Here is an 18,934-nt window from a genome sequence, read left to right on the forward strand (position 1 = left end):
AATATACTAATATACGAATGGACTTTTGAAATCTTTCAAGAACGGAGTTTCGCCGTCCCTTTGGGAAATGATAAAGTTCGCGTCCGGCAACCAGGTTTTCCAAGGAATACCAAGAGCCGGATCGTCCCAGCGAATCCCTACTTCGTTTTTGGGATTGTATTCGCTCGTTACCTTATATAAGAAATCCGTTTTATCCTCCAGAGTCACAAAGCCGTGCGCAAAGCCCGGCGGAACCCAAAAGATATTTTTGTTCTCTTCCGATAACTCGACGGAGATCCATTTTCCGAAATTCGGAGAACCCACACGAATGTCGATGACGACATCGATCACTCTTCCTCTGACGACTCGAACGAGTTTGCCTTGTTCATAAGGAGGAATCTGCATGTGCATTCCTCGAAGTACGCCTCGCGCGGATCGGGAATGGTTGTCTTGGAAAAAATCCGTGGGTATGTTCTCTTGTTCGAAAGAGGATTTTTTATAGGACTCAAAAAAGAAACCGCGTTCATCGCCGTACACTTTCGGCTCGATAAGAACGGGACCGTCGATCGGAAATCGTTTGAATTGCATGAATCTCTTCTTTAACTTTTGAATAAACGGATCGGATTCGATTCGAATCCTAAGATAACCACAAAATCCCGCTTAGGGAAAGCCGCGATCAAAAAATTTAATGATCCTTTCGGGCGATTAGGGCGGCAATCGTAGATGGGATGAATGTTATTTAAGATTCCATCTCCAGCGATAGAACGCATAGAGTAATGGATGGAGAAGATTTTTCGGCTGCATATCGCAACCGACTAAATCGCTATGGGGGGAATAGAATCGATCCTCTTCCAAAGACTTACCCCATTCTTGAACCAAACGTTTGCGATCTTCTTGTCCCGCCTGATAACCGGGTTTAAATTCCTGAAAAGATTTTTTAGGAGTTTGCGAAGAAGTAAAACGAGCAAACGGATTGCTTACGATCCGATCTCCTTTTCGAAGAATCCGCATACAAAGATCCACGTCCCAATAGTTTCGTTGATACGATTCGTCGAGTCCGTTAAAGGAATTCCAAGTTTCTCGGGAGATAAAAAATAAATTTCTTGAGATCGCAGAAACGTTTTTTTCCAAAAATTCACCGGACCAGATTTTTGCTTCAGCGGGTTTGATTCCATTTCCCGCCACGCCGATAAATCCTTTTTTTCCGAGCAGTAAGGAAGAATACATCAATTCACCCTTTCGGTTCAGCGCGATCGGTGTGACAGCGCCGACTCCCTTTGACTGGGCGTGTTGCAGAAGTTCATAAAGCCATTCTTTACCACTCGGTTGAAACAATGGATTCCAAAAGAAAAGATAAGAACCTTTTGTCTCCGCAACGATCGAATTGATTTCTTTTGCGGAAACGTTCGAACCCTTAATTGCGAAAACTTGAAGTGTAACCCGATCAGTAAATCGAGTCCGAAATTCGTTTTGTATCTTTGCGAAATCTCGATCTTGATCCGCACATAAAACGATTTCCAATTTAAAATCCGGCGTATCCTTGACCAAATCAAGGATTTGTTTACAATCATTTTCTAATATGTTTTCCGGATCAAAAACAAGGATGGAAATTAGAGAAACTTGCTCTAATTTTCGAACGGGATGATACGTGAACGGATAATGACCGGAAACGATTTCTTTGAGTTCTTCGGATCGATCCGCGTAAAATTCTCGAATGGCTTTCTTGGAACTATTCTCACAGATTTCCGCCTTGGTTCTGGAAAAACTTTCCTGATGAAGACGCCATTTGTATAAATAAAAAGGAAGTCTTCGGATTCGACTCGTATGTCTGCACGCGCGTAACGCGAATTCATGGTCCTGACTTCCGTCATAACCTTCTCGATATCCTCCCATCTTTTGTATAAGACTTTTAGAAACGACGACTAGGTGACAAATATAATTGTGTGAAATTAATTTCTCGATGGAAATATCAGGCTTCGTCGATAAAGAAAAAACTCCCGGAGTCTTGGATTGATAAATTTCATCGGAATAAAGAAATTCAGGTCGTTTCGATTCTTCCTCTTGTAAAGAATCGACAATGACCTCAAGCGCGTTCTCCATCAATTGATCGTCGTGATCCAAAAACGCGATATATTCGCCCTTCGCATATTCCAAAGCCTTGCTGGTAGCGATGCTGATCCCGCCGTTTTTTTCGGCCCGAAAATAACGAATCTTCGAATTAACAGCCGCTTTTTGTTTGAGAAATTCGCCGGGTTCGTTTTTGGGAGAAGCGTCATCGAGTAGAATCAACTCCCAATGATCGTAATTTTGCGTTTCAACGGAACGGACCATCTCGTTCAGATGATCGATTCTCGTGTTATAAACGGGAACGATGACACTGATCAAAGGTTTGTAAGAATATTCCGTTTTTCTAAAATTCTTTCCTTTCGGGTATAAAAAGAAGAAATATTGATATTGTCTCAACAAATAGAAAACTTTTTTAAAAAGAATTCGCAATACTATGAGTTTCAAGATGAATTTACTACTGGTTTGATTTTTCACAAAAAGAGTTATTCTTTTCTTTGCAACGTTAGAATCGCATATTTAAGAAGTTTCAACACGATCAAAGGAACGAAATCTCTCCAAGTGATCGAAGTAAGGAGATCTTTTTTAGGCTGAACCCATTTATCCTGATGAAAGACGGAATGAAATCCAACTTCGTCGTAGGCTCTCCATAAAATAAAAGGAGAATGAACGCTCGCATACGCGGATTCCATCCCCTTCGAGAGAACGATTGTTTTTGATTTTAAATCGGAATTCTTCAAAGCGTATTTCAACTTTTCTTTGCTGAAAATAGCAAGACCGGAATGGGGATTGACCGCTTGTCTAAACTCTTTTCCGAAAATAATTTTTTGAGTATAGGTCCAACCGGGAACACATTTCAAATCGATACAAAAAAGATTTCCTTGATCGTCGGATTCCATTCGATTCGGATGAAGAATCTCGTTGACGTTTGAATTCTTATCGAACGCAACGATTCGATCAAAAGTTTCCTTAGACAAAAGAATATCGTCTTCGATGTTGATAAAATAATCGTACCGATTTACGAACTCACCCATCTTCGAAAGACTTGCATACATGATATCCGTAGGTTTTTCGATTTCTTTTTCGAAGTCGAAATCCAACTTCACCAGAGACTTTCCTTGGTAACCGCAGAATTTAATATCCACTTTTTTTCCCAAGGTGTTGAGGGAATCGACAGTCGCCTTTATATGCGCAAGCCTTCGCTCCGCTTTTCGTTTACTTTTGGCTTCGTCCTTTCCGCCAATCTGTGAAGAACGGCCTACAAAGTACGGATTCTTTCCGTAAAAATGATTGATCAAAACCAAAATTTTCAAAGATTCACTTCCGATTCAAAAGCCTAAAGAATGCGCCGTTTATTTTTTTAAGAACGCTAATACTTCGAAAGAAATCAAGAATTTGAGGAAGAAAGAAATAGCTCAATATGATATAATCCTTTCGGATCTTAAAAAATTTCTCAAGATGAATTACCGTGGAACGCGGCAAATGTTCCTCTCTCATCCTTTTTCTTTCGTTTTCCAAAAGCGCTTGGTTTTTCGGATTCGAACCGAAACCGAACGTATTGAACTGACTGATCGGTTTTCCAACATATTTCCAACTTGCGCCGCCTACTCCGATCGCTTTCAGAAAAAAATCGACGTCCGCTGCGATCTTATAAGAAAGATCGTACGTCCCGAATTTAGTAAATAATGATCTTCTAATGAATGTCGCGCAGTGCCACAAAACTTCGTATGATAAAAAATACAGATCCAACTCGTCCGGGCTCTTGCCGTACGTTATCTTTCCGTTTCCGGAGTCGATCAACATATCTCCGTAGATAAAATCAGCGTCGATATCGTTCTTTGCAAATACTTCCGTAAGCACGTTCGGATTTGCGAGAAAATCGCCCGAATTTAAAAACAGACAATATTCTCCCTTAGCGGCTTTGATTCCCTTATTCTGTCCGTCGTAAATACCCTTGTCTTTTTCGCTGACCCAATACGATATTCCATTCTTGTATTTTCGGATCACATCCACGCTTCCGTCTTTGGAAGCGGCGTCGATGATTACATGTTCGTAATCTTTAAAGGTCTGGCTTTGTACGGATTGAATCGTTTTTTCAAGCCCTTTGTGATCGTTGAAATTGATGGTGATTATGGAGACTTTCGGTTTTTTCATCTGAATTCTAAATATCGCTTACGTTTCAAAATGAGTTTATCTTGCGCGCGAGGATACGTTTTTTTTTAGATTTGATTCTCATTGGAAAGGAACAATTTCTTTCTTGTATTCCTTACACTCGGGAATATTAGGAGCGTCTTCGATCGACGCGGGGGGAAAGAATAAAAGAACACAAGAACGGTTCTTTAATTTTTTGGAATCGAACGGTATAACATTGCGTTCGGGAGATCCTTCTTTGGAAAGGGTTCTCATATAATTCAAAAGTCCGTTCTTAAAATCCGATTCCGCTTTTGATTCCGATACAAGGATCATTCTCTCTTTTTTATCCCCATAATAGTTCAAAAATCGAGTCATTGCATCGACGGGTTCGAAGTCAAAGGCTTGATGAACGTACAGGATAATAACCCGATCCGAAGAATCGGACAAAAATTCTTTCAAGAAGGATGTAAAAGCTTGGGTTCTTTTCATATTCGTTCGCGAATCGCGTTGCAAATCGGTGATTCCTTTGACGGAAGTTACGGAACATAGGAAGAAAATCAAAACGACATTAACGACAAGATCCCTATGTTTTATATCGACTTCAAAAAGCCGAAGAACGACGGAGACGATCAAAAACACCAGAGCGAGTATCGCACCTTGATAGAGAATCATTCCCGGAAAATCATAACGAGAATTCGTGGGCCAAACTCCGCTGTAAAACACTATATTAAAGAGAAGAATTCCGAGAAAAACCAAAGGAAGAAAAAACCAAATCGAAATCTTAACCTTTCTTATTTTAATAAATTCTAATATACTAAAAGCCAAAAAAGCGACGATCAACGCAAAAATACCGATCGTAAACTCGTTGACAAACTTCGTTAAAAATACTGCAAGTTTTTCGGAAAGGGAAACTCGATTCCCGTATATATCAACGGGCACTTTCTTAAAAAAGAGATATAAGGAAATCACGATCAGTGCGGAATAGAGAATCGGGAAAACAAGAATCATTCTATTCCACCAACTTGTATCCTTCGAACGTTCCCAAAAAAGAATCCCGATCGGTATCGCGGTTAAGATGATGAAATTTTCTTTGGATCCGAGGCAAACGATCGTTCCCAAAGAGATTAGGAGATAGATCCAAACCGAATTCTTCTCTTTCGGTTTATAACAAGAAAAAGCGGTCAAAAGGAGAGAGATGCCGAAAACGATGTATAATTCGCTCGTAGCCATTCTCGAAAAAATATCGGACCAATATCGAAAAGAAAATACGGACAATACGAATAAGCAAGAGATCGTGAGCGGAAATCGAAGAAGTAAAATTCTCAACAGGGAAAAAATAAAAAAAGTCGAGATGAAGAATCGAATCAAATACCATACCAAAGCGTTATCCTTCCAGAGAAGAACTTCGAATATTCTCAATGCATAATAGGAGACCCTATATCGCTGAGCATCTCCAAAATTTCCGACTTCGGTCAGATTCAAAAGAATGTCGAAATAATTTTTCCAACCCGATGGCTCGGTCTTCGACTTCAAAAAATAGAAAACTTCGTGATCGTCAATCAGCCACCATTGCGCTTTTAAGTTAGGTCCGAAAAAATAAACGGAGAATAGAATCGCAGTTAGAGAAGCGAGAATCGTTGTAATATTCTTTCTATCTTCGTATCGTTTCTCGATAACGAGAAAAAACAAAAAGAATCCGAGTAGAATGAACTGGAACGATTCCCAATACAAATGCAATGGATTGTACATTTACTTCTTACAGACCGACCAAGTGGCGAAGGAAAAATAGGTTCCTAAAAAAGTACGGCCAAGGATCCAATCGAAGTTGGACAAGAATTTCGCGATTTTGGTGGACCCTCTATTCAGACCCGGAAATGCATCCGGATTGTAGTAAAGAACGTAACCCAACAACCCAGGATAAAATTGATTGAGAATTTCAAAACCCGATTTTTTCAATAAGGAATTATAATCTTTTAAATTGAATCCTCTTTCCGTATTTTCCTCAAACAATGCGTTCTTCTTATAAATTCTTTCCCGAACCATTCTAAATAAAAAGTTATTGTGCGTGGGTTCTAAGTTAATGAACAACCCGCCTTTTTTTAAGCTGGAATAGATTCTGTCCAAAGCGATATCGACGTTATCTGGAACGTGATGGAGACCGCCTAACAAAATTACAATATCATACTTTTCTTTTGCTTCAAACTTGAGAATATCCTGATGAAATACGTGAAATATCGCAGTATTTTCTTTTTTACAAGCGGCGACCATTTCATCGGAATAGTCGAATCCCTCGAAACGTATGGATGGAAATTTTTCCTTTAAAAACTGCGAGCCTTCTCCCAATCCGCACATCGCTTCAAGTCCTAATAATTCTCGCTTGGCATCGATCTTATTGGAAAGATAATCCAATAAACGATTCCACCATACTCTTTTATAAGCGAGATGGTTCGCGCCGGATCTTGCGGAATTATAGTTATCCTTGATCTTATTAAAATGCGCTCTCTGAATTTCCGACTTATCCGTATCCGTTCTCATAAATTGGAATCCTTTACTATGTAATTTGGACGGTTCTTCGTTTGCAGAAACATTTTGCCTAAATATTCTCCAAGTATCCCCAATACGATCAACTGAACTCCTCCCATAAATAAAACGCTTACCAATACGGAGGTCCAACCCGAAACCGTTTTTTCGGATGTAAAATAGATGATAATCGCATAAAGGGCGTATAATCCCGAGAAGAAAGAAAAAGTAACACCCGCGATTGTGGCAAGATGCAGGGGTTTGACGCTAAAGGAAGTGATTCCGTCTAACGCGAATAAAAACATTCTCTTTAAACTGTATTTACTCTTTCCCCAAATCCGTTTTTCGGGTTCGTATTCTATAAAACTTTTTCGAAATCCGATTCCGGTAACCATCCCTCGGATAAACAGATTTCTTTCATCAAATTTTTTGAATACGTCTACGACCTTCTTATCCAAAAGTCTGAAATCGGCGGCGCCTTGGTCGATTTCAAGTCCTGAAAGTCCGTTTAATAAATTGTAAAACCATTTCGCGGTTAGTTTTTTAAACAGGCCTACGTTGTCGTTATCGATTCGTTTCGTATAAACGATATCGTCCCCTTCTTCCCATCTTCGGATCAGCTCGGGAATCAGTTCCGGAGGATGTTGTAAGTCCGCGTCGAGTGATACGACACAATCTCCGTTCGAATGATCCAATCCGGCTTTGAGCGCGATCTGATGCCCGAAGTTTTTGGAAAACGAGATGTATTTAACCTGAGAATGTTTGCGCGTTAAAGCCTCAACAGCTTCAAGAGTTCCGTCCGTGCTACCGTCGTCGACAAAGATCACTCGATAGTCATAAGCATTCGGAATTACGTTCTTCAATCGATTGAACAAAACTTCGACGTTACCCGCTTCATTGTAGGAAGGTACGACTATATCTATTTTCTTTTTTTTCTTTTTCATTTAAAAATCCGAGCGAATGTTAAAAAACCTTTTAGCAAAACAAAACTACTCAGAAACGGAGTGAATCGTGTTTTTGAGAAACGAATGATCGACGAAAGTTTTAGAGGAATAGAGGTTCTTAGCTTTGAAAAAATTTCTTTCTAACTTTCGAAGAGAACGAATCAACCGATTCCGATTTAGCTTCACGTCATTTCGCACTAACAAATGCAGATCTTGAAGAACCGAAAAAGTGGTATAACGGCCTTGTAGTTTCATACTTTCGATCGTTTTGGAATTATAGAACGCAATATGTTGCCCCGCTTCGAAGGCATAATACCACCAATCTTTTGCCGGAGTCCGGTCCCCATACAATAAAGTTGAAAATATCAGAACCTTAGGTTCGCTTAGTTTTAAAATTTCTTCAATGTTTTCCTTCGGATTCTCGAAGTGTTCAAACAATTCAAATGCAAGGACGACATCATATGTATCGTTCTTATTCGATTCGAAGCCGGTCGCAAAATCATTCTTAGCGTATTTGTCATACCAGTAACAATCAAAACCGATGTCCCGCATCATCCTGACGAGAATACCGTGGCCTCCGCCAAAATCCAAAATCTTACCTTGAAAGGGTTTATTCTTGAATAACAATCTTTTAAAAGAAGATAAAATACTTTCCGTTTTTGTAATTTGATTCTGTATTTCAGTCAATAAGACGGTTAACTTTTTGGCGTTGTCATTATTTCTCAAAAAGATCCCGGTATCCAAGACTGAAATCGCTTTTTCATAAGCTTCCTGGAGCCAAAAGGGTTGTTCGGATTGGATCAGCTGACAATTTTCACATCTAAAATAAGAAGCATCATAACGATTCAGGATTCGAGTTTGAAATTCGACTTTCGCAGTAGAGCCGCAAAATCTGCATCCGATAGAATTCTTTTTAAGCTCCAAGCAAGAATCTCCTAATCCTATTTAAAATTCGAAGCGGATAAAACAAACGCAAAACCGAAATTATATTCTTTTCGTTTTGATGAAAAAAAGTCCTCTGCGACATTAGATCGCTTTTGTAATCTCGAATCATATAATCGGGATGAACCAATGGAAAGTTCATGGGTTCGGTCTTCATATTTGAATACTGATTTTCTTGTTTCGTATGAGCGGCGGATTCGCCAAAGCCTATATTGCGAATTAGATTCACGGAAGGCATGATATTCAACCTTCCATTCTTAAAGTTGTGATAAACCCATTGAAAATCCCACGTATCAAAATTTTCAAAGGCAACCTTATCAAAATTCGATTTCCAAAAATTATACTCGGTCGCATCCGAAAAAAGATCGGTAAGAAATTCACTCTTTAAGAAATCATCGTAATCCTTCATATGAACATCGTAACCTTTCCAAGCTCTTCGCCACGAAGCCCATCCCCAGATATGAGAATATATTGAGTAATAATAACTATTCTGATTCCTTCTAAAACCGAATCCGAAATTGTCACCGCTGATCATTCCGATTCTTTCATCATCTTTATAACGTTCTAAAAGTTCTTCACAAAACTGATAAAAACTAGGTTCGGGAATAATATCGTCCTCGAGAATAATTCCTTGTTCCTCATTTTTAAAAAACCAATCGATCGCACCGCTAACGGACAGTTTCAATCTCAAGTGATCTTTTCGGAAAAGAGTATGGACTTCACAGTCCCAGTCCACGGCCTTAATTATATTACGAACCTCTTTGCACCTCAATGCCTCTCCGTCTCGCTCTTTTCGCGGTGCGTTTGCGGCCATATACAATTTTTTCGGTTTGTATTTTCGAATGGTTTCAAAGACTCGTGAAGTGAAGTCAGGACGGTTGAATGCGATTAACAATACGGGGGCTTTCATCGATAATGATTTAGTTATTTATAATACTTTGATAGAGTTCATAGGTTTGCTTGGTCGCCTTTTCCCAGGAAAACTTCGCAAGTTGTGCCTTTCCGTTTCGAACCATCTCTTGACGCCGCTCCGGCTCCATGACGGCAGTCCTTAGAGCGGTATAAATCGAATCGGAACGATCCGGGTCAAAATAAAAAGCGGCGTCCCCGGCGACTTCCGGAAAACTCGATGTGTTGCTACAAGCAACGGGGCATTCGCAACTAAACGCTTCTAAAAGCGGAATCCCAAATCCTTCATAGCGGGAGGGAAAAACAAACAACAACGCATTTCTATAGTATTCTGCCAACTCTTCGTCGTTCTCGAATCGAAAATGCACCACTCTTTTCGATAAACCCAATTCCCGAATCAACTGCATCTCCTCTTTGTTAAACGCGCCGCCGCCAACACAATACAATTGAATCTCAGGAAATTCTTGAAAGATCGATTTGATACTTCTTAAGAAAAAGGAGAAGTTTTTATAATAGGAGCGATTCCCCGTAAAAAGAAGATAATTCTTTTTTAACAGAACAGGATTTTTTTTATTCAAAGAATTAGCTGAAAAAGATACACCGTGATGGATCACTTTGATTTTATCTTCTGGAAAACCATAGTGTTTCAATAAATCTGTTTTTGTACTCTGTGAAATTACGATAATGGAATGTGCGTTCTTTATAATAGCCTTTTTATTTTCAATGACCTGCAAAGCGTCCGGAAAATAATCAGGAAACTTTTCGTGGATTAGATCATGAACAGTCAAAACATATGGCTTCTGTCTGGGCGACAGATCCTTCAAAAAATACGGAGAATAATAAGTCGGATGAAAAAGATCAAAGTCTTCATTCGCGATTTCTTTCTTAATCAAAGAAACCATTTCTCTTTGCGGGTCCGGAAGCAAACCTAATCTTTGTAGCAAACGAAAAATACGATACATTCCTCGGAACCGGACCGATGGAAACCAATCCTGATACGAATATTCTTTCTTTAATGGAAATAGATTTCGATCTTTAAGATATTCGTTCGAAGAATATAAAACCGAATGTTTCACATCGACCCTGAAATTCTTTTCAAGCCCGGTCATTATCTCGTAAAAGTAACGGGAAATACCTCCAAAGCTCTGCAGGGAAAAAATTTGGTGATCGTAAAGAACTTTCATGAAACGAGAATTTATACGGACTTCCGAAGCTGATTCAACTGACGAAACATCGACCATAACAAAACCGATTGAAGTTGTATAAAAAAGATTTCTCTAGTCCTTTTTAAGAGAAGATTGAATAACACGCTGGCAAAAAATTGAGAAATCACAGTGGCGATCGCGGCGCCTTTCACTCCGTAGATCGGAATCAAAAAATAATTCAATACGACATTCGTAACGCAACCGACGATACTTTTGTAGAGTTCCACCTTTTGTAAATTTTCGGTAAGATAATAACGACTGCTCGCGACGCCCAAGAATACGAACACGCCTGCCCAAATGTGAATCGCCAAAACCGCACCGGCTTCGGAAAATTTATTTCCGAAAAGAATTTCGATCATCGGAGCCGAGGCAAACGTCATCGGTATCGCAATCATCAAAGCGATGACCAACATAAATGAATGAAGAAGGCGTAATCGTTCCAGGTATAATTTCTGATCGAATTCTTTTGCCTTGAGAATCGACGGAAACAAGGAAGAAGCGATTGCCATCGGTATAAAATACCAGACCTCGCTAATCTTTACGGCCGCTGTATAAACGCCGACCGCTTCATCCCCCAACATTTGACCGATCATGATTTGATCGATTCTCATATAAATAATGATCGCAAGTCCCGATAACAATAACATCCAGCTGTCACGAAGAAGAGAGACAGCTCGTTTCCAATTCGTATGACGAACGGATAAGGTTCCGTTGTGGAACTTGTAAAGAAAATAATAACCGATCAAAACGAGAAGCGATTCGACCAAGCCGATCCAAACGAATGCGAATATGTCGAAACCTTTTACGATAAGAAAAACTCGGATTCCAGAGAAGATTACGAATATAGAATTTTCCAACCAGACGAAATATTTCGATAGAACCTGAGCCTCATACCAATACTTAACGACACCGATCGCTCGAAAACTCAGGGTAAACCCGATCAGACAAACCATCCAGAAGATATCGACTTCGTTCGGTCTTAAATAAAAGATAAGAATAATACTGATTCCATACGCAAGAAGACCCGCAAAGAATTGAAGAACGAAAGAAGTCGATATCACTTCTTCCCTTACGTTTTTTTCTTTGATTAATTCTCGAACTGCAATTCCATCCAAACCTAAATTCGTAAAACTACCGACTAACGCGATATATGCGATCACGTAATTAAGCTTTCCGTAGGTATCCGGACCGAGGTACCGAGCGATCCAAACACCCAGGAGCATTCCGGCTCCCATTCGAAAAATCTTATCGAAAAAAAGCCATCCTCCGTTATGCAGAATCTTTTCAAGATTCGGGTAACGGGTATAGAGATTTTTTAACATTATCTTTGCTAAATGGAAAACGAATCGATAAAAATGAAAAAATTACAAACGCCAAAAAACGCCTATAAACAGAGTGCTCAACAAAATCGGTCCCCCTAAAACAGGTTGAAAGATCCCGAAAATCCCGATAAACAATAAACAAGAAAGAATAGATAACTGATAAGGATTTAAAGAGATCATTGCTTTTGAAAACAGAGCCATACAAAATCCGAAAATAATTCCCATAATGATCGTAAAGGTCGCTCCCCCATCCTTATAGAGACTAAACAAAACGGAACCAAACGCGTTGTATTCTTTCGGCTTTCCATCGGAAGTATAACCTAACAATCGATTCTTGTGCAAATATCCGCCGATCAAATCACTTTGCACTTGAATTTGAAAAGGAATTCGAAACAAACCGAGCATAAAAGAAAATCCGCGTTCCAAACCGCCAAGAGAAGAACGTCCGTATGTTCTTTCATGCAACATCGAGCTTTTATCTTTTAATTCGTGATCAAACATCACAAAAGATTCGGTATGATAGTCTATAACGTAAGAATCTACGATCTCTTTAAAATCCACTTTGCGAGAAGAATTTCGCATCGCGCCCACCAGAACAATCAAAACAAAAATTCCGGCTACGGCAACAACCTTACCCCAAGTGATGGATTGAAAAAATTGTTTCCTGTTTCTAAAAACCTTAATTATAAGAATTAAGATCATTACGATTAGAATATAATAAAATCCGAATCTTCCCAACATCATAACCGCGTCCATTGAAACCAACGCGGCGCCCAATAGCAGAGTTCGTATTTTTTTTAGTCTTAAATAGAACGCAGCTCCTACGAACAAGGAAGCCAATATCATCGGCAAAACGGCCAAAGAATAGTAATATAAGTATTTGTTCTTCCCGAATAGAACGGATTCACCGTAAACTCCATAGGCAGCCGCTCTAAACATCGCCGGAGGCATTGCGTCCGGTTGCAGATTCATATAAATCGACTTGGAAAGAAAAAACAGAACGATCGGAAAAATAAAAACCAAGATGCCGTAAAAGAAATACTTTTCTTTATCTTGAATAGAAATCTTAAAAAAAGAGTGAGGCTTGAGTCGAGTCCGTTTATCGTTTCTATTCAGCAAACGACAAAGACCTGCGCCGATTGTGACCGAAGACAAAAGAGCTATGTAGAGATAATACGTAAAATCGGACGGAATAAACAACCCAGTCAATGAAAGAGAAGAAAGAAACATCCAAAAAAACCAATAGGCCTGGATCAATAACAATACCCAACTCGTCTTTTTAAGAAAAAGATAAGAAAAGGAAAGATTCAAGATAGCGAAAACGAATATTACGATCGACATAAGCGAATACCTAACTCTATTTAATTCTCAAATTCTCTCAACGCGCGCCAAAACCGGTCAATATGGTCTTAATCGTTTTAAACGTGATCAACATATCCAACCAAAATGAAAAATTCTTAATATAATAAAAATCGTATTCTAGTTTAACGTTCATGCCGTCCACTTCCGCCGCGTAACCCTGCTCCACTTGAGCCCAACCCGTAATCCCGGGACGAACGATATGTCTATAACTGAAAAAAGGGACTTCCTTTTCATACCATTGTGAAAGTTCGTAGGACTCGGGTCTCGGACCGATAAAACTCATCGATCCGAAAAGAACGTTAAAAAGTTGGGGTAATTCGTCGATTCTATATTTGCGAATGATCTTTCCGACTCTCGTAATACGGGGATCGCTCGGTCCTTCCGTAAACCCCTGACCTCTTTGATCCGTATACATACTTCTAAATTTATACATCGTAAAAGTTCGGCCGCGATACCCCATTCTTCTCTGGAAGAAAATCGGAGAACCCTTACTTTCCAATCGAATCAGCAACGCGGTAACGATCAATAAGGGAGAAGTCAGCGGAATTAAAATCAAAGATGCAAAAAGGTCGATACATCGTTTTAGAAAACCGTAAAATTGAGAAGGCAATAAAGAACCGAATTCGTTTTCGGAAAGATGATTTACTTTGACTCGACCGGTCAGAGCTTCCTTGATCTGTTTCGTATGATAGACCGGAATTCCGGAAAGGGTACATTTCGCTAAGAATTTTTCATATTCGGCGCTCAATTCTTCCGAAGTAAAATCTGCCACCACCGCGTCGTATTGATTTCCGTTTAAAGAAGGTTTAGACAAGGCGTAAAATTCCGCGCCGTGTGTGTTCTCCATAATCCTGGCGGAGCCCAGCGGAATATAAGCTATTTTTAATATTCTATACCGATGACCTATAAAATAACCGGAAAAACACCAAACCAAAGTGGTCAGATACGCCGAAGTCAAAACCTGACTGCTATAAGGTTTCCGATTGAAAAAGAAAAAGGAAATCGTGATCGCAAACGACAAGGTTACGATCGGAACGATATACGCGGAGGATTGCGCGACCGGAAATTTAAAAATCTTACGAAGAGAAAAAATGGAAAACGTAAACGAGAAAATCGTCGCGACGATCGTATTGAAGTTATTCTCGTAAAGGAGAATTTCGAGATCCCATCCGACCACCAAACCCAGGGTTACAAAGATGGCCGAGATCACCAAAAACCATCCGATCAAAAGCTGAAAGAATAGGCTTAAGAAAATCTTTTTATAGATCTTTGAATAACGCGGTTCGTATTGCATGTTCATGATTTTAAAATTATCGAAAAGAACTCAATTCGCGACTTATACTTTGAGAATCTGCGATATCGCGGACGAAACCGAAAATCGATCCTCTAAAAGTTTTTTCGCGTTCAAACCCATCTTCTTCCGCAAAGAATCATCCATCAATCGAATAGCATTGTCTTTCAACAGAGAATCCTCTCCTGAAATCGAAACAAAACCCGCCTCCGCAGTTTCTATAACTTCCTTTAAGTCGTTCCCTGGATTGACACAACCCAAGATCGGCATCGCCTGGACCATATAGCCCAAAACCTTGCCGGGAAAATTATGCGTCTGATGGTTCTTATGAAGAGAGAATAAACCTATATCAAATTCCTCTAATATTTTTTTGAACTCGTCTTGCGGAACCGGACCCAGTAAAGTGAGATTGTTAAGCGAACTTCTTCGAATTCCCTCGCGAACGAGTTCGACTTCGTCCCCGTTTCCGATCAGTAAAAAATGAGCGTTTTTGTTTTCTTTTAGATTCTCCGCCAATCGGAGAATATTACCCATATCCTGAGCGTGCCCGATGTTTCCCCCGTAAAAGAAAACGACCTTTCCTTCAAGACCGAGTTTGGATCGATAGGATTGTTTTTTTTTGACGGAATCGTTCGGAGAATTCTCCGCCCAGTTGTAAAGAACTTCCGTTCCTTTGTTTCGCGCGAATCGAGTTTGAAACCATTCTAAATTTTTCGGAGATTGAATCCCGATCCGATCCGCGGCTTCGTAGTTGATACTTTCAAAAAATCTAAAGTAGTGCGTAATGAAGGAATTCTTTCCAAGCAATCCGTTGTCGATCGCCCATTGCGGAAAAAAATCTCGCAGAACGAGATAACTGTGGGCCTTCCACAATTTCTTGAGTTTTTTTATGAGAGGTCCCCAAAAAATACTCGGTGAATAATACAAGATCAACTCGTTCGATTCTTTACTAAAAACGTTTCGAAGCGATCGCCAAGCTCTCCAAGAAAGAAGACTTTCATTGATCGCCCTTTTGATTTTGGAAACGTTTTTGATTTGTCCAGAGCGGAATCTATAAATTTTGATCCCGTCGAGATCCGTGATTTTATAAGGATCGCTTAACTCGGGACCGGGAGTCACTACGACGACCTGATGACCCAAGGAAAGAAAACCTTTCGCAAGATCGTGCATCATCTTTGCCGCAATCTTCGTGCTGTGCGGCATATAATCGTCTACGACGATACAAATTCTCATTTTCGAATTTTAACTTTTATGCCAAACGGTGCGATTGATATAGTCCGTATAACTTTGAACGATATTGACAATCTTTTTTGAAACCTGACCCACGGAATAATCCTCGACCACGCGATTTTTACGAACTCCACCTTCTCGTTGTTTTACGACGATTTTTACGGAATCAAGAACGCGTTCCTTGGAAAGACCGCTCATGATCAACGTTCCAACGTCCATTCCTTCCGGCCTTTCGTGTGCGTTTCGAATCGTGATCGCGGGAAGATCCAGAAGAGACGCCTCTTCCGTGATCGTTCCGCTATCGGATAAAATACAAAGCGCTTCTTTTTGCAACTTTACGTAATCCAAAAATCCAAAGGGCTTTAGAAACGTGATCTTAGGATTCATTTCGATTTCCTGAAAATCTTCGAGTCTTTTTTTCGTTCTAGGATGTGTCGATACGATTACGGGCAATTTATATTCTTCGCAGATCGCATTCAAAGATTCTAATAGATTTTTTAGATTCTCCCGAGTATCCACGTTCTCTTCCCGGTGAGAACTCACGATAAAGAATCGATTCTTTTCCAGTTTCAATTTATCTAAAATATCGGATCGATCGATCTTATCCTTATAGTATTCGAGGACTTCGTCCATGTGAGAACCGGTTTTGATTACGGTTTCCGGTTTAATCCCCTCGTCCAAAAGATATCGTCTTGCGTGTTCCGTTAAAACGAGATTTATATCGCTTAGATGATCGACAACCTTACGATTCAATTCTTCCGGCACACGCTGATCGAAACATCGATTTCCCGCTTCCATGTGAAAGATAGGAATCTTTCTTCGTTTCGCGGAAATCACCGCCAAACACGTGTTTGTATCTCCGTATAATAGCAAAGCGTCCGGTTTTTCTTTTTCGAATACTTCGTCGGCCTTTAAAAGAACCTGAGCGATCGTGGCGCTCGCGGATTCTCCGGCGACGTTCAAGAAATGATCCGGCTTTCTGATCTCGAGATCTTCGAAAAAAACCTGATTGAGTTCGTAATCGTAATTCTGTCCGGAATGGACGAGAATATGTTTGAAGTTTCGATCCAACTCGGCGATGACCCTGCTCATCTTGATCAACTCGGGTCTCGTACCTACAATGGTCATCACCTTAAGCATTCAACTGCTCCCGAATGTAATCGAGTTTGAGGAGAAGTTCTTTTACCTGAGGAACGGTTAGACGATCGGTGTTATGCGAAGTATAATCTCCGAACTCGGAAACGTTTACTTCTCCTTCTACGAAGTATTTTTTATAATTCAAATCTCTGTTATCTGCGGGAATTCTAAAATATCTTCCCATGTCCTCCGCTTTTGCGATCTCTTCTCTGGACACTAAAGATTCGTAAAGTTTTTCACCGTGGCGAGTGCCTATAATTTTGATTGGATTTTCTTTGTTAAACAGTTCCTTTAGAGCTTTTGCCAAATCATGAATCGTGGATGCAGGGGCCTTCTGAACAAATATATCTCCTTGCCGAGCGTTTTCGAAAGCGTGCAAAACCAAATCCAGCGAGTCTTCCAAGGACATCAGAAACCGCGTCATGCTCGGATCGGTGATCGTAATCTTTTCGTTTGCCTTAAGTTGTTCTACAAAAAGAGGTATTACCGATCCGCGGGAAGCCATCACGTTTCCGTAACGGGTCGCGCACAATATGGTGTTTTCATTGGATAAAAAGCGAGACTTTGCGACCAATAACTTCTCGGCCATCGCTTTTGACATTCCCATCGCATTGATCGGATATACTGCCTTATCCGTGCTCAATACGACCAACTTCTTGACGTTATGCGCAATTGAAGCATTGATAACGTTTTCCGTTCCGAGAACGTTCGTTTTAATCGCTTCCATCGGATAGAATTCACAGGACGGAACCTGTTTTAACGCGGCTGCGTGAAAGATATAATCGACTCCGATGGTCGCTTGATAGATACTATCGTAGTCCCGAACGTCGCCGATATAGAATTTCACCTTATCGTTGGATAAAGCGATCCGCATATCCTCTTGTTTTTTTTCGTCTCGGCTAAAAACCCTGATTTCCCGAACGTCCGTATCGAGAAATCGTTTGAGCACCGTGTGTCCAAAAGAACCGGTGCCTCCGGTAATCATTAAAACTTTGTTATGAAACATGATTCAGATCCAGGTATTTTTCGTTGTATTCTTTCATCTCTTGAATTAAGGACTCCCATGATTTAGGTTGAAAATCCACTTCCTGCCTAAACTTCTTCGAATCCAAGGAGCGGTCTATGATTACGTCTTCACTTTCAATAATTTGAATATCTTTAGCGTAAACTTTTCGAACCAAAGAAAGCAAATCGTATTTCGAAATCGGCTCGGCCGAGACGTGATAAAGACCGCTTAACGTGGAATTCGGTATTATCTTGGTTCCGATGATCTCCGCGATTTCCGAAGCTGGAAATCCTGAAAAAATCGCCTTTTTGAAACCTTTTACTTTTTCTTTCTGGGACAAAAACCAATTTACCAAAGAATATGTGGAACTCAGTTCGTGTCCGATAATCGAAGTTCGGATCGTCAAAACATGGGATTCATGTGCCACTTCCCCGATCTCTTTCGATTTTCCATAGAGATCTTCCGCGTTCGGAACGTCTGATTCTGTATACATTCCTTTTTTACCGTTAAAAACGCAATCCGTGCTGATTAAAATCAATCTTGCGTTTATCAACTTGCACAAATTCGATAAACGATGCGGCAATAAGGAATTGATCGGTAAGATCGTTAAGGGATCTTCCGCGACCTTTTGTTGTTTGATGATTCCGATGCAGTTGATCACTAAATCGGGTTTTAATTCGTTAAAGACACGTGCGAGTTCGTCCTGGTTCGTTGCGTCAAAATGCGTTATCAGATTCTTCCTTTCCGATTCGCTGAAAAATTTCAGATATTCTTGGCTACGGATCGTTCCGAAAACTTGATAATCGAATTTATCGGAAAGAATTTTATATAACGCGCTTCCAAGCATCCCGGATGCGCCGAGGATAAGAACTTTATAAGATGGTTTCACT

Annotated in this window: 18 protein-coding genes; 1 reads left to right on the plus strand and 17 read right to left on the minus strand. The window is 40.1% G+C overall.

Annotation, left to right across the window (positions count from 1 at the left end; translation table 11 throughout):
• Positions 1–6 precede the first annotated feature (6 nt).
• The 10 genes from rfbC to LEP1GSC052_RS21750 all read right to left on the minus strand — a co-directional run bounded on the left by rfbC (position 7) and on the right by LEP1GSC052_RS21750 (position 10,600).
• Positions 7–567, minus strand: a complete 561-nt coding sequence (gene rfbC, locus LEP1GSC052_RS07445; RefSeq protein ID WP_010575170.1) for a dTDP-4-dehydrorhamnose 3,5-epimerase — start codon at positions 565–567, stop codon at positions 7–9.
• A gap of 147 nt (positions 568–714) precedes the next feature.
• A complete protein-coding gene (locus LEP1GSC052_RS07450) occupies positions 715–2,490 on the minus strand; it encodes a glycosyltransferase family 2 protein (RefSeq protein WP_244265274.1) in 1,776 nt (591 codons plus the stop codon).
• A gap of 38 nt (positions 2,491–2,528) precedes the next feature.
• Positions 2,529–3,356 carry a hypothetical protein gene (locus LEP1GSC052_RS07455; RefSeq protein WP_010575172.1) on the minus strand — a complete coding sequence of 276 codons (828 nt, stop codon included), beginning with the start codon at positions 3,354–3,356 and terminating at the stop codon, positions 2,529–2,531.
• 4 nt (positions 3,357–3,360) lie between these two features.
• Positions 3,361–4,197: a glycosyltransferase family 2 protein gene (locus LEP1GSC052_RS07460; RefSeq protein ID WP_020986345.1), complete on the minus strand. Its 837-nt coding sequence runs from the start codon at positions 4,195–4,197 to the stop codon at positions 3,361–3,363.
• A gap of 78 nt (positions 4,198–4,275) precedes the next feature.
• On the minus strand, positions 4,276–5,925 hold the full coding sequence (locus tag LEP1GSC052_RS07465; RefSeq protein WP_020986741.1) for a hypothetical protein: 1,650 nt from the start codon (positions 5,923–5,925) through the stop codon (positions 4,276–4,278).
• A complete protein-coding gene (locus LEP1GSC052_RS07470) occupies positions 5,926–6,711 on the minus strand; it encodes a class I SAM-dependent methyltransferase (RefSeq protein WP_010575175.1) in 786 nt (261 codons plus the stop codon).
• Entirely contained in the window at positions 6,708–7,640 is a 933-nt protein-coding gene (locus LEP1GSC052_RS07475) for a glycosyltransferase family 2 protein (protein WP_010575176.1), read from the minus strand. The genes LEP1GSC052_RS07470 and LEP1GSC052_RS07475 overlap by 4 nt, the downstream gene beginning before the upstream one ends.
• A gap of 45 nt (positions 7,641–7,685) precedes the next feature.
• The gene (locus LEP1GSC052_RS21655; protein ID WP_010575177.1) at positions 7,686–8,564 is read right to left on the minus strand and encodes a class I SAM-dependent methyltransferase; all 879 of its coding nucleotides are present in this window, start codon (positions 8,562–8,564) and stop codon (positions 7,686–7,688) included.
• Positions 8,554–9,273 carry a hypothetical protein gene (locus tag LEP1GSC052_RS07485; RefSeq protein ID WP_010575178.1) on the minus strand — a complete coding sequence of 240 codons (720 nt, stop codon included), beginning with the start codon at positions 9,271–9,273 and terminating at the stop codon, positions 8,554–8,556. Before LEP1GSC052_RS07485 ends, LEP1GSC052_RS21655 begins: the two co-directional genes overlap by 11 nt.
• A gap of 229 nt (positions 9,274–9,502) precedes the next feature.
• The gene (locus LEP1GSC052_RS21750; protein ID WP_341853231.1) at positions 9,503–10,600 is read right to left on the minus strand and encodes a glycosyltransferase family 4 protein; all 1,098 of its coding nucleotides are present in this window, start codon (positions 10,598–10,600) and stop codon (positions 9,503–9,505) included.
• Between LEP1GSC052_RS21750 and LEP1GSC052_RS21670 the strand changes: the two genes are divergently transcribed.
• The gene (locus tag LEP1GSC052_RS21670; RefSeq protein WP_243397128.1) at positions 10,559–10,708 is read left to right on the plus strand and encodes a hypothetical protein; all 150 of its coding nucleotides are present in this window, start codon (positions 10,559–10,561) and stop codon (positions 10,706–10,708) included. The two genes, LEP1GSC052_RS21750 and LEP1GSC052_RS21670, sit on opposite strands and share 42 nt — an antisense overlap.
• Here the strand turns inward: LEP1GSC052_RS21670 and LEP1GSC052_RS07495 are convergent.
• The 7 genes from LEP1GSC052_RS07495 to LEP1GSC052_RS07525 are packed head-to-tail and all read right to left on the minus strand — an operon-like array spanning position 10,687 to position 18,933.
• A complete protein-coding gene (locus LEP1GSC052_RS07495; protein WP_010575180.1) occupies positions 10,687–12,018 on the minus strand; it encodes a flippase in 1,332 nt (443 codons plus the stop codon). The two genes, LEP1GSC052_RS21670 and LEP1GSC052_RS07495, sit on opposite strands and share 22 nt — an antisense overlap.
• Positions 12,019–12,060: 42 nt before the next feature.
• A complete protein-coding gene (locus tag LEP1GSC052_RS07500) occupies positions 12,061–13,359 on the minus strand; it encodes an O-antigen polymerase (protein WP_010575181.1) in 1,299 nt (432 codons plus the stop codon).
• A 37-nt stretch (positions 13,360–13,396) separates the two neighbouring features.
• Entirely contained in the window at positions 13,397–14,674 is a 1,278-nt protein-coding gene (locus LEP1GSC052_RS07505; protein ID WP_010575182.1) for a sugar transferase, read from the minus strand.
• A gap of 42 nt (positions 14,675–14,716) precedes the next feature.
• Positions 14,717–15,904: a glycosyltransferase family 4 protein gene (locus LEP1GSC052_RS07510; protein WP_020986615.1), complete on the minus strand. Its 1,188-nt coding sequence runs from the start codon at positions 15,902–15,904 to the stop codon at positions 14,717–14,719.
• Between the two features lie 9 nt (positions 15,905–15,913).
• On the minus strand, positions 15,914–17,041 hold the full coding sequence (wecB, locus tag LEP1GSC052_RS07515; protein ID WP_010575183.1) for a non-hydrolyzing UDP-N-acetylglucosamine 2-epimerase: 1,128 nt from the start codon (positions 17,039–17,041) through the stop codon (positions 15,914–15,916).
• Positions 17,034–18,044, minus strand: coding sequence for a polysaccharide biosynthesis protein (locus LEP1GSC052_RS07520; RefSeq protein ID WP_010575184.1), 1,011 nt, complete (start codon positions 18,042–18,044; stop codon positions 17,034–17,036). Before LEP1GSC052_RS07520 ends, wecB begins: the two co-directional genes overlap by 8 nt.
• A complete protein-coding gene (locus tag LEP1GSC052_RS07525) occupies positions 18,034–18,933 on the minus strand; it encodes a dTDP-4-dehydrorhamnose reductase family protein (RefSeq protein WP_010575185.1) in 900 nt (299 codons plus the stop codon). Before LEP1GSC052_RS07525 ends, LEP1GSC052_RS07520 begins: the two co-directional genes overlap by 11 nt.
• Position 18,934 lies beyond the last annotated feature (1 nt).

The sequence above is a fragment of the Leptospira kmetyi serovar Malaysia str. Bejo-Iso9 genome, from assembly GCF_000243735.2.
Lineage (GTDB): Bacteria > Spirochaetota > Leptospiria > Leptospirales > Leptospiraceae > Leptospira > Leptospira kmetyi.

Bases quoted from the DNA above. Each gene is read 5' to 3' on its own strand.
- rfbC (WP_010575170.1), bottom strand. From the start codon at position 567: ATGCAATTCAAACGATTTCCGATCGACGGTCCCGTTCTTATCGAGCCG.
- LEP1GSC052_RS07460 (WP_020986345.1), bottom strand. From the start codon at position 4,197: ATGAAAAAACCGAAAGTCTCCATAATCACCATCAATTTCAACGATCAC.
- LEP1GSC052_RS07465 (WP_020986741.1), bottom strand. From the start codon at position 5,925: ATGTACAATCCATTGCATTTGTATTGGGAATCGTTCCAGTTCATTCTA.
- LEP1GSC052_RS07470 (WP_010575175.1), bottom strand. From the start codon at position 6,711: ATGAGAACGGATACGGATAAGTCGGAAATTCAGAGAGCGCATTTTAAT.
- LEP1GSC052_RS07475 (WP_010575176.1), bottom strand. From the start codon at position 7,640: ATGAAAAAGAAAAAAAAGAAAATAGATATAGTCGTACCTTCCTACAAT.
- LEP1GSC052_RS21670 (WP_243397128.1), top strand. From the start codon at position 10,559: ATGTTTCACATCGACCCTGAAATTCTTTTCAAGCCCGGTCATTATCTC.
- LEP1GSC052_RS21750 (WP_341853231.1), bottom strand. From the start codon at position 10,600: ATGACCGGGCTTGAAAAGAATTTCAGGGTCGATGTGAAACATTCGGTT.
- LEP1GSC052_RS07495 (WP_010575180.1), bottom strand. From the start codon at position 12,018: ATGTTAAAAAATCTCTATACCCGTTACCCGAATCTTGAAAAGATTCTG.
- LEP1GSC052_RS07500 (WP_010575181.1), bottom strand. From the start codon at position 13,359: ATGTCGATCGTAATATTCGTTTTCGCTATCTTGAATCTTTCCTTTTCT.
- LEP1GSC052_RS07505 (WP_010575182.1), bottom strand. From the start codon at position 14,674: ATGCAATACGAACCGCGTTATTCAAAGATCTATAAAAAGATTTTCTTA.
- LEP1GSC052_RS07510 (WP_020986615.1), bottom strand. From the start codon at position 15,904: ATGAGAATTTGTATCGTCGTAGACGATTATATGCCGCACAGCACGAAG.
- wecB (WP_010575183.1), bottom strand. From the start codon at position 17,041: ATGCTTAAGGTGATGACCATTGTAGGTACGAGACCCGAGTTGATCAAG.
- LEP1GSC052_RS07520 (WP_010575184.1), bottom strand. From the start codon at position 18,044: ATGTTTCATAACAAAGTTTTAATGATTACCGGAGGCACCGGTTCTTTT.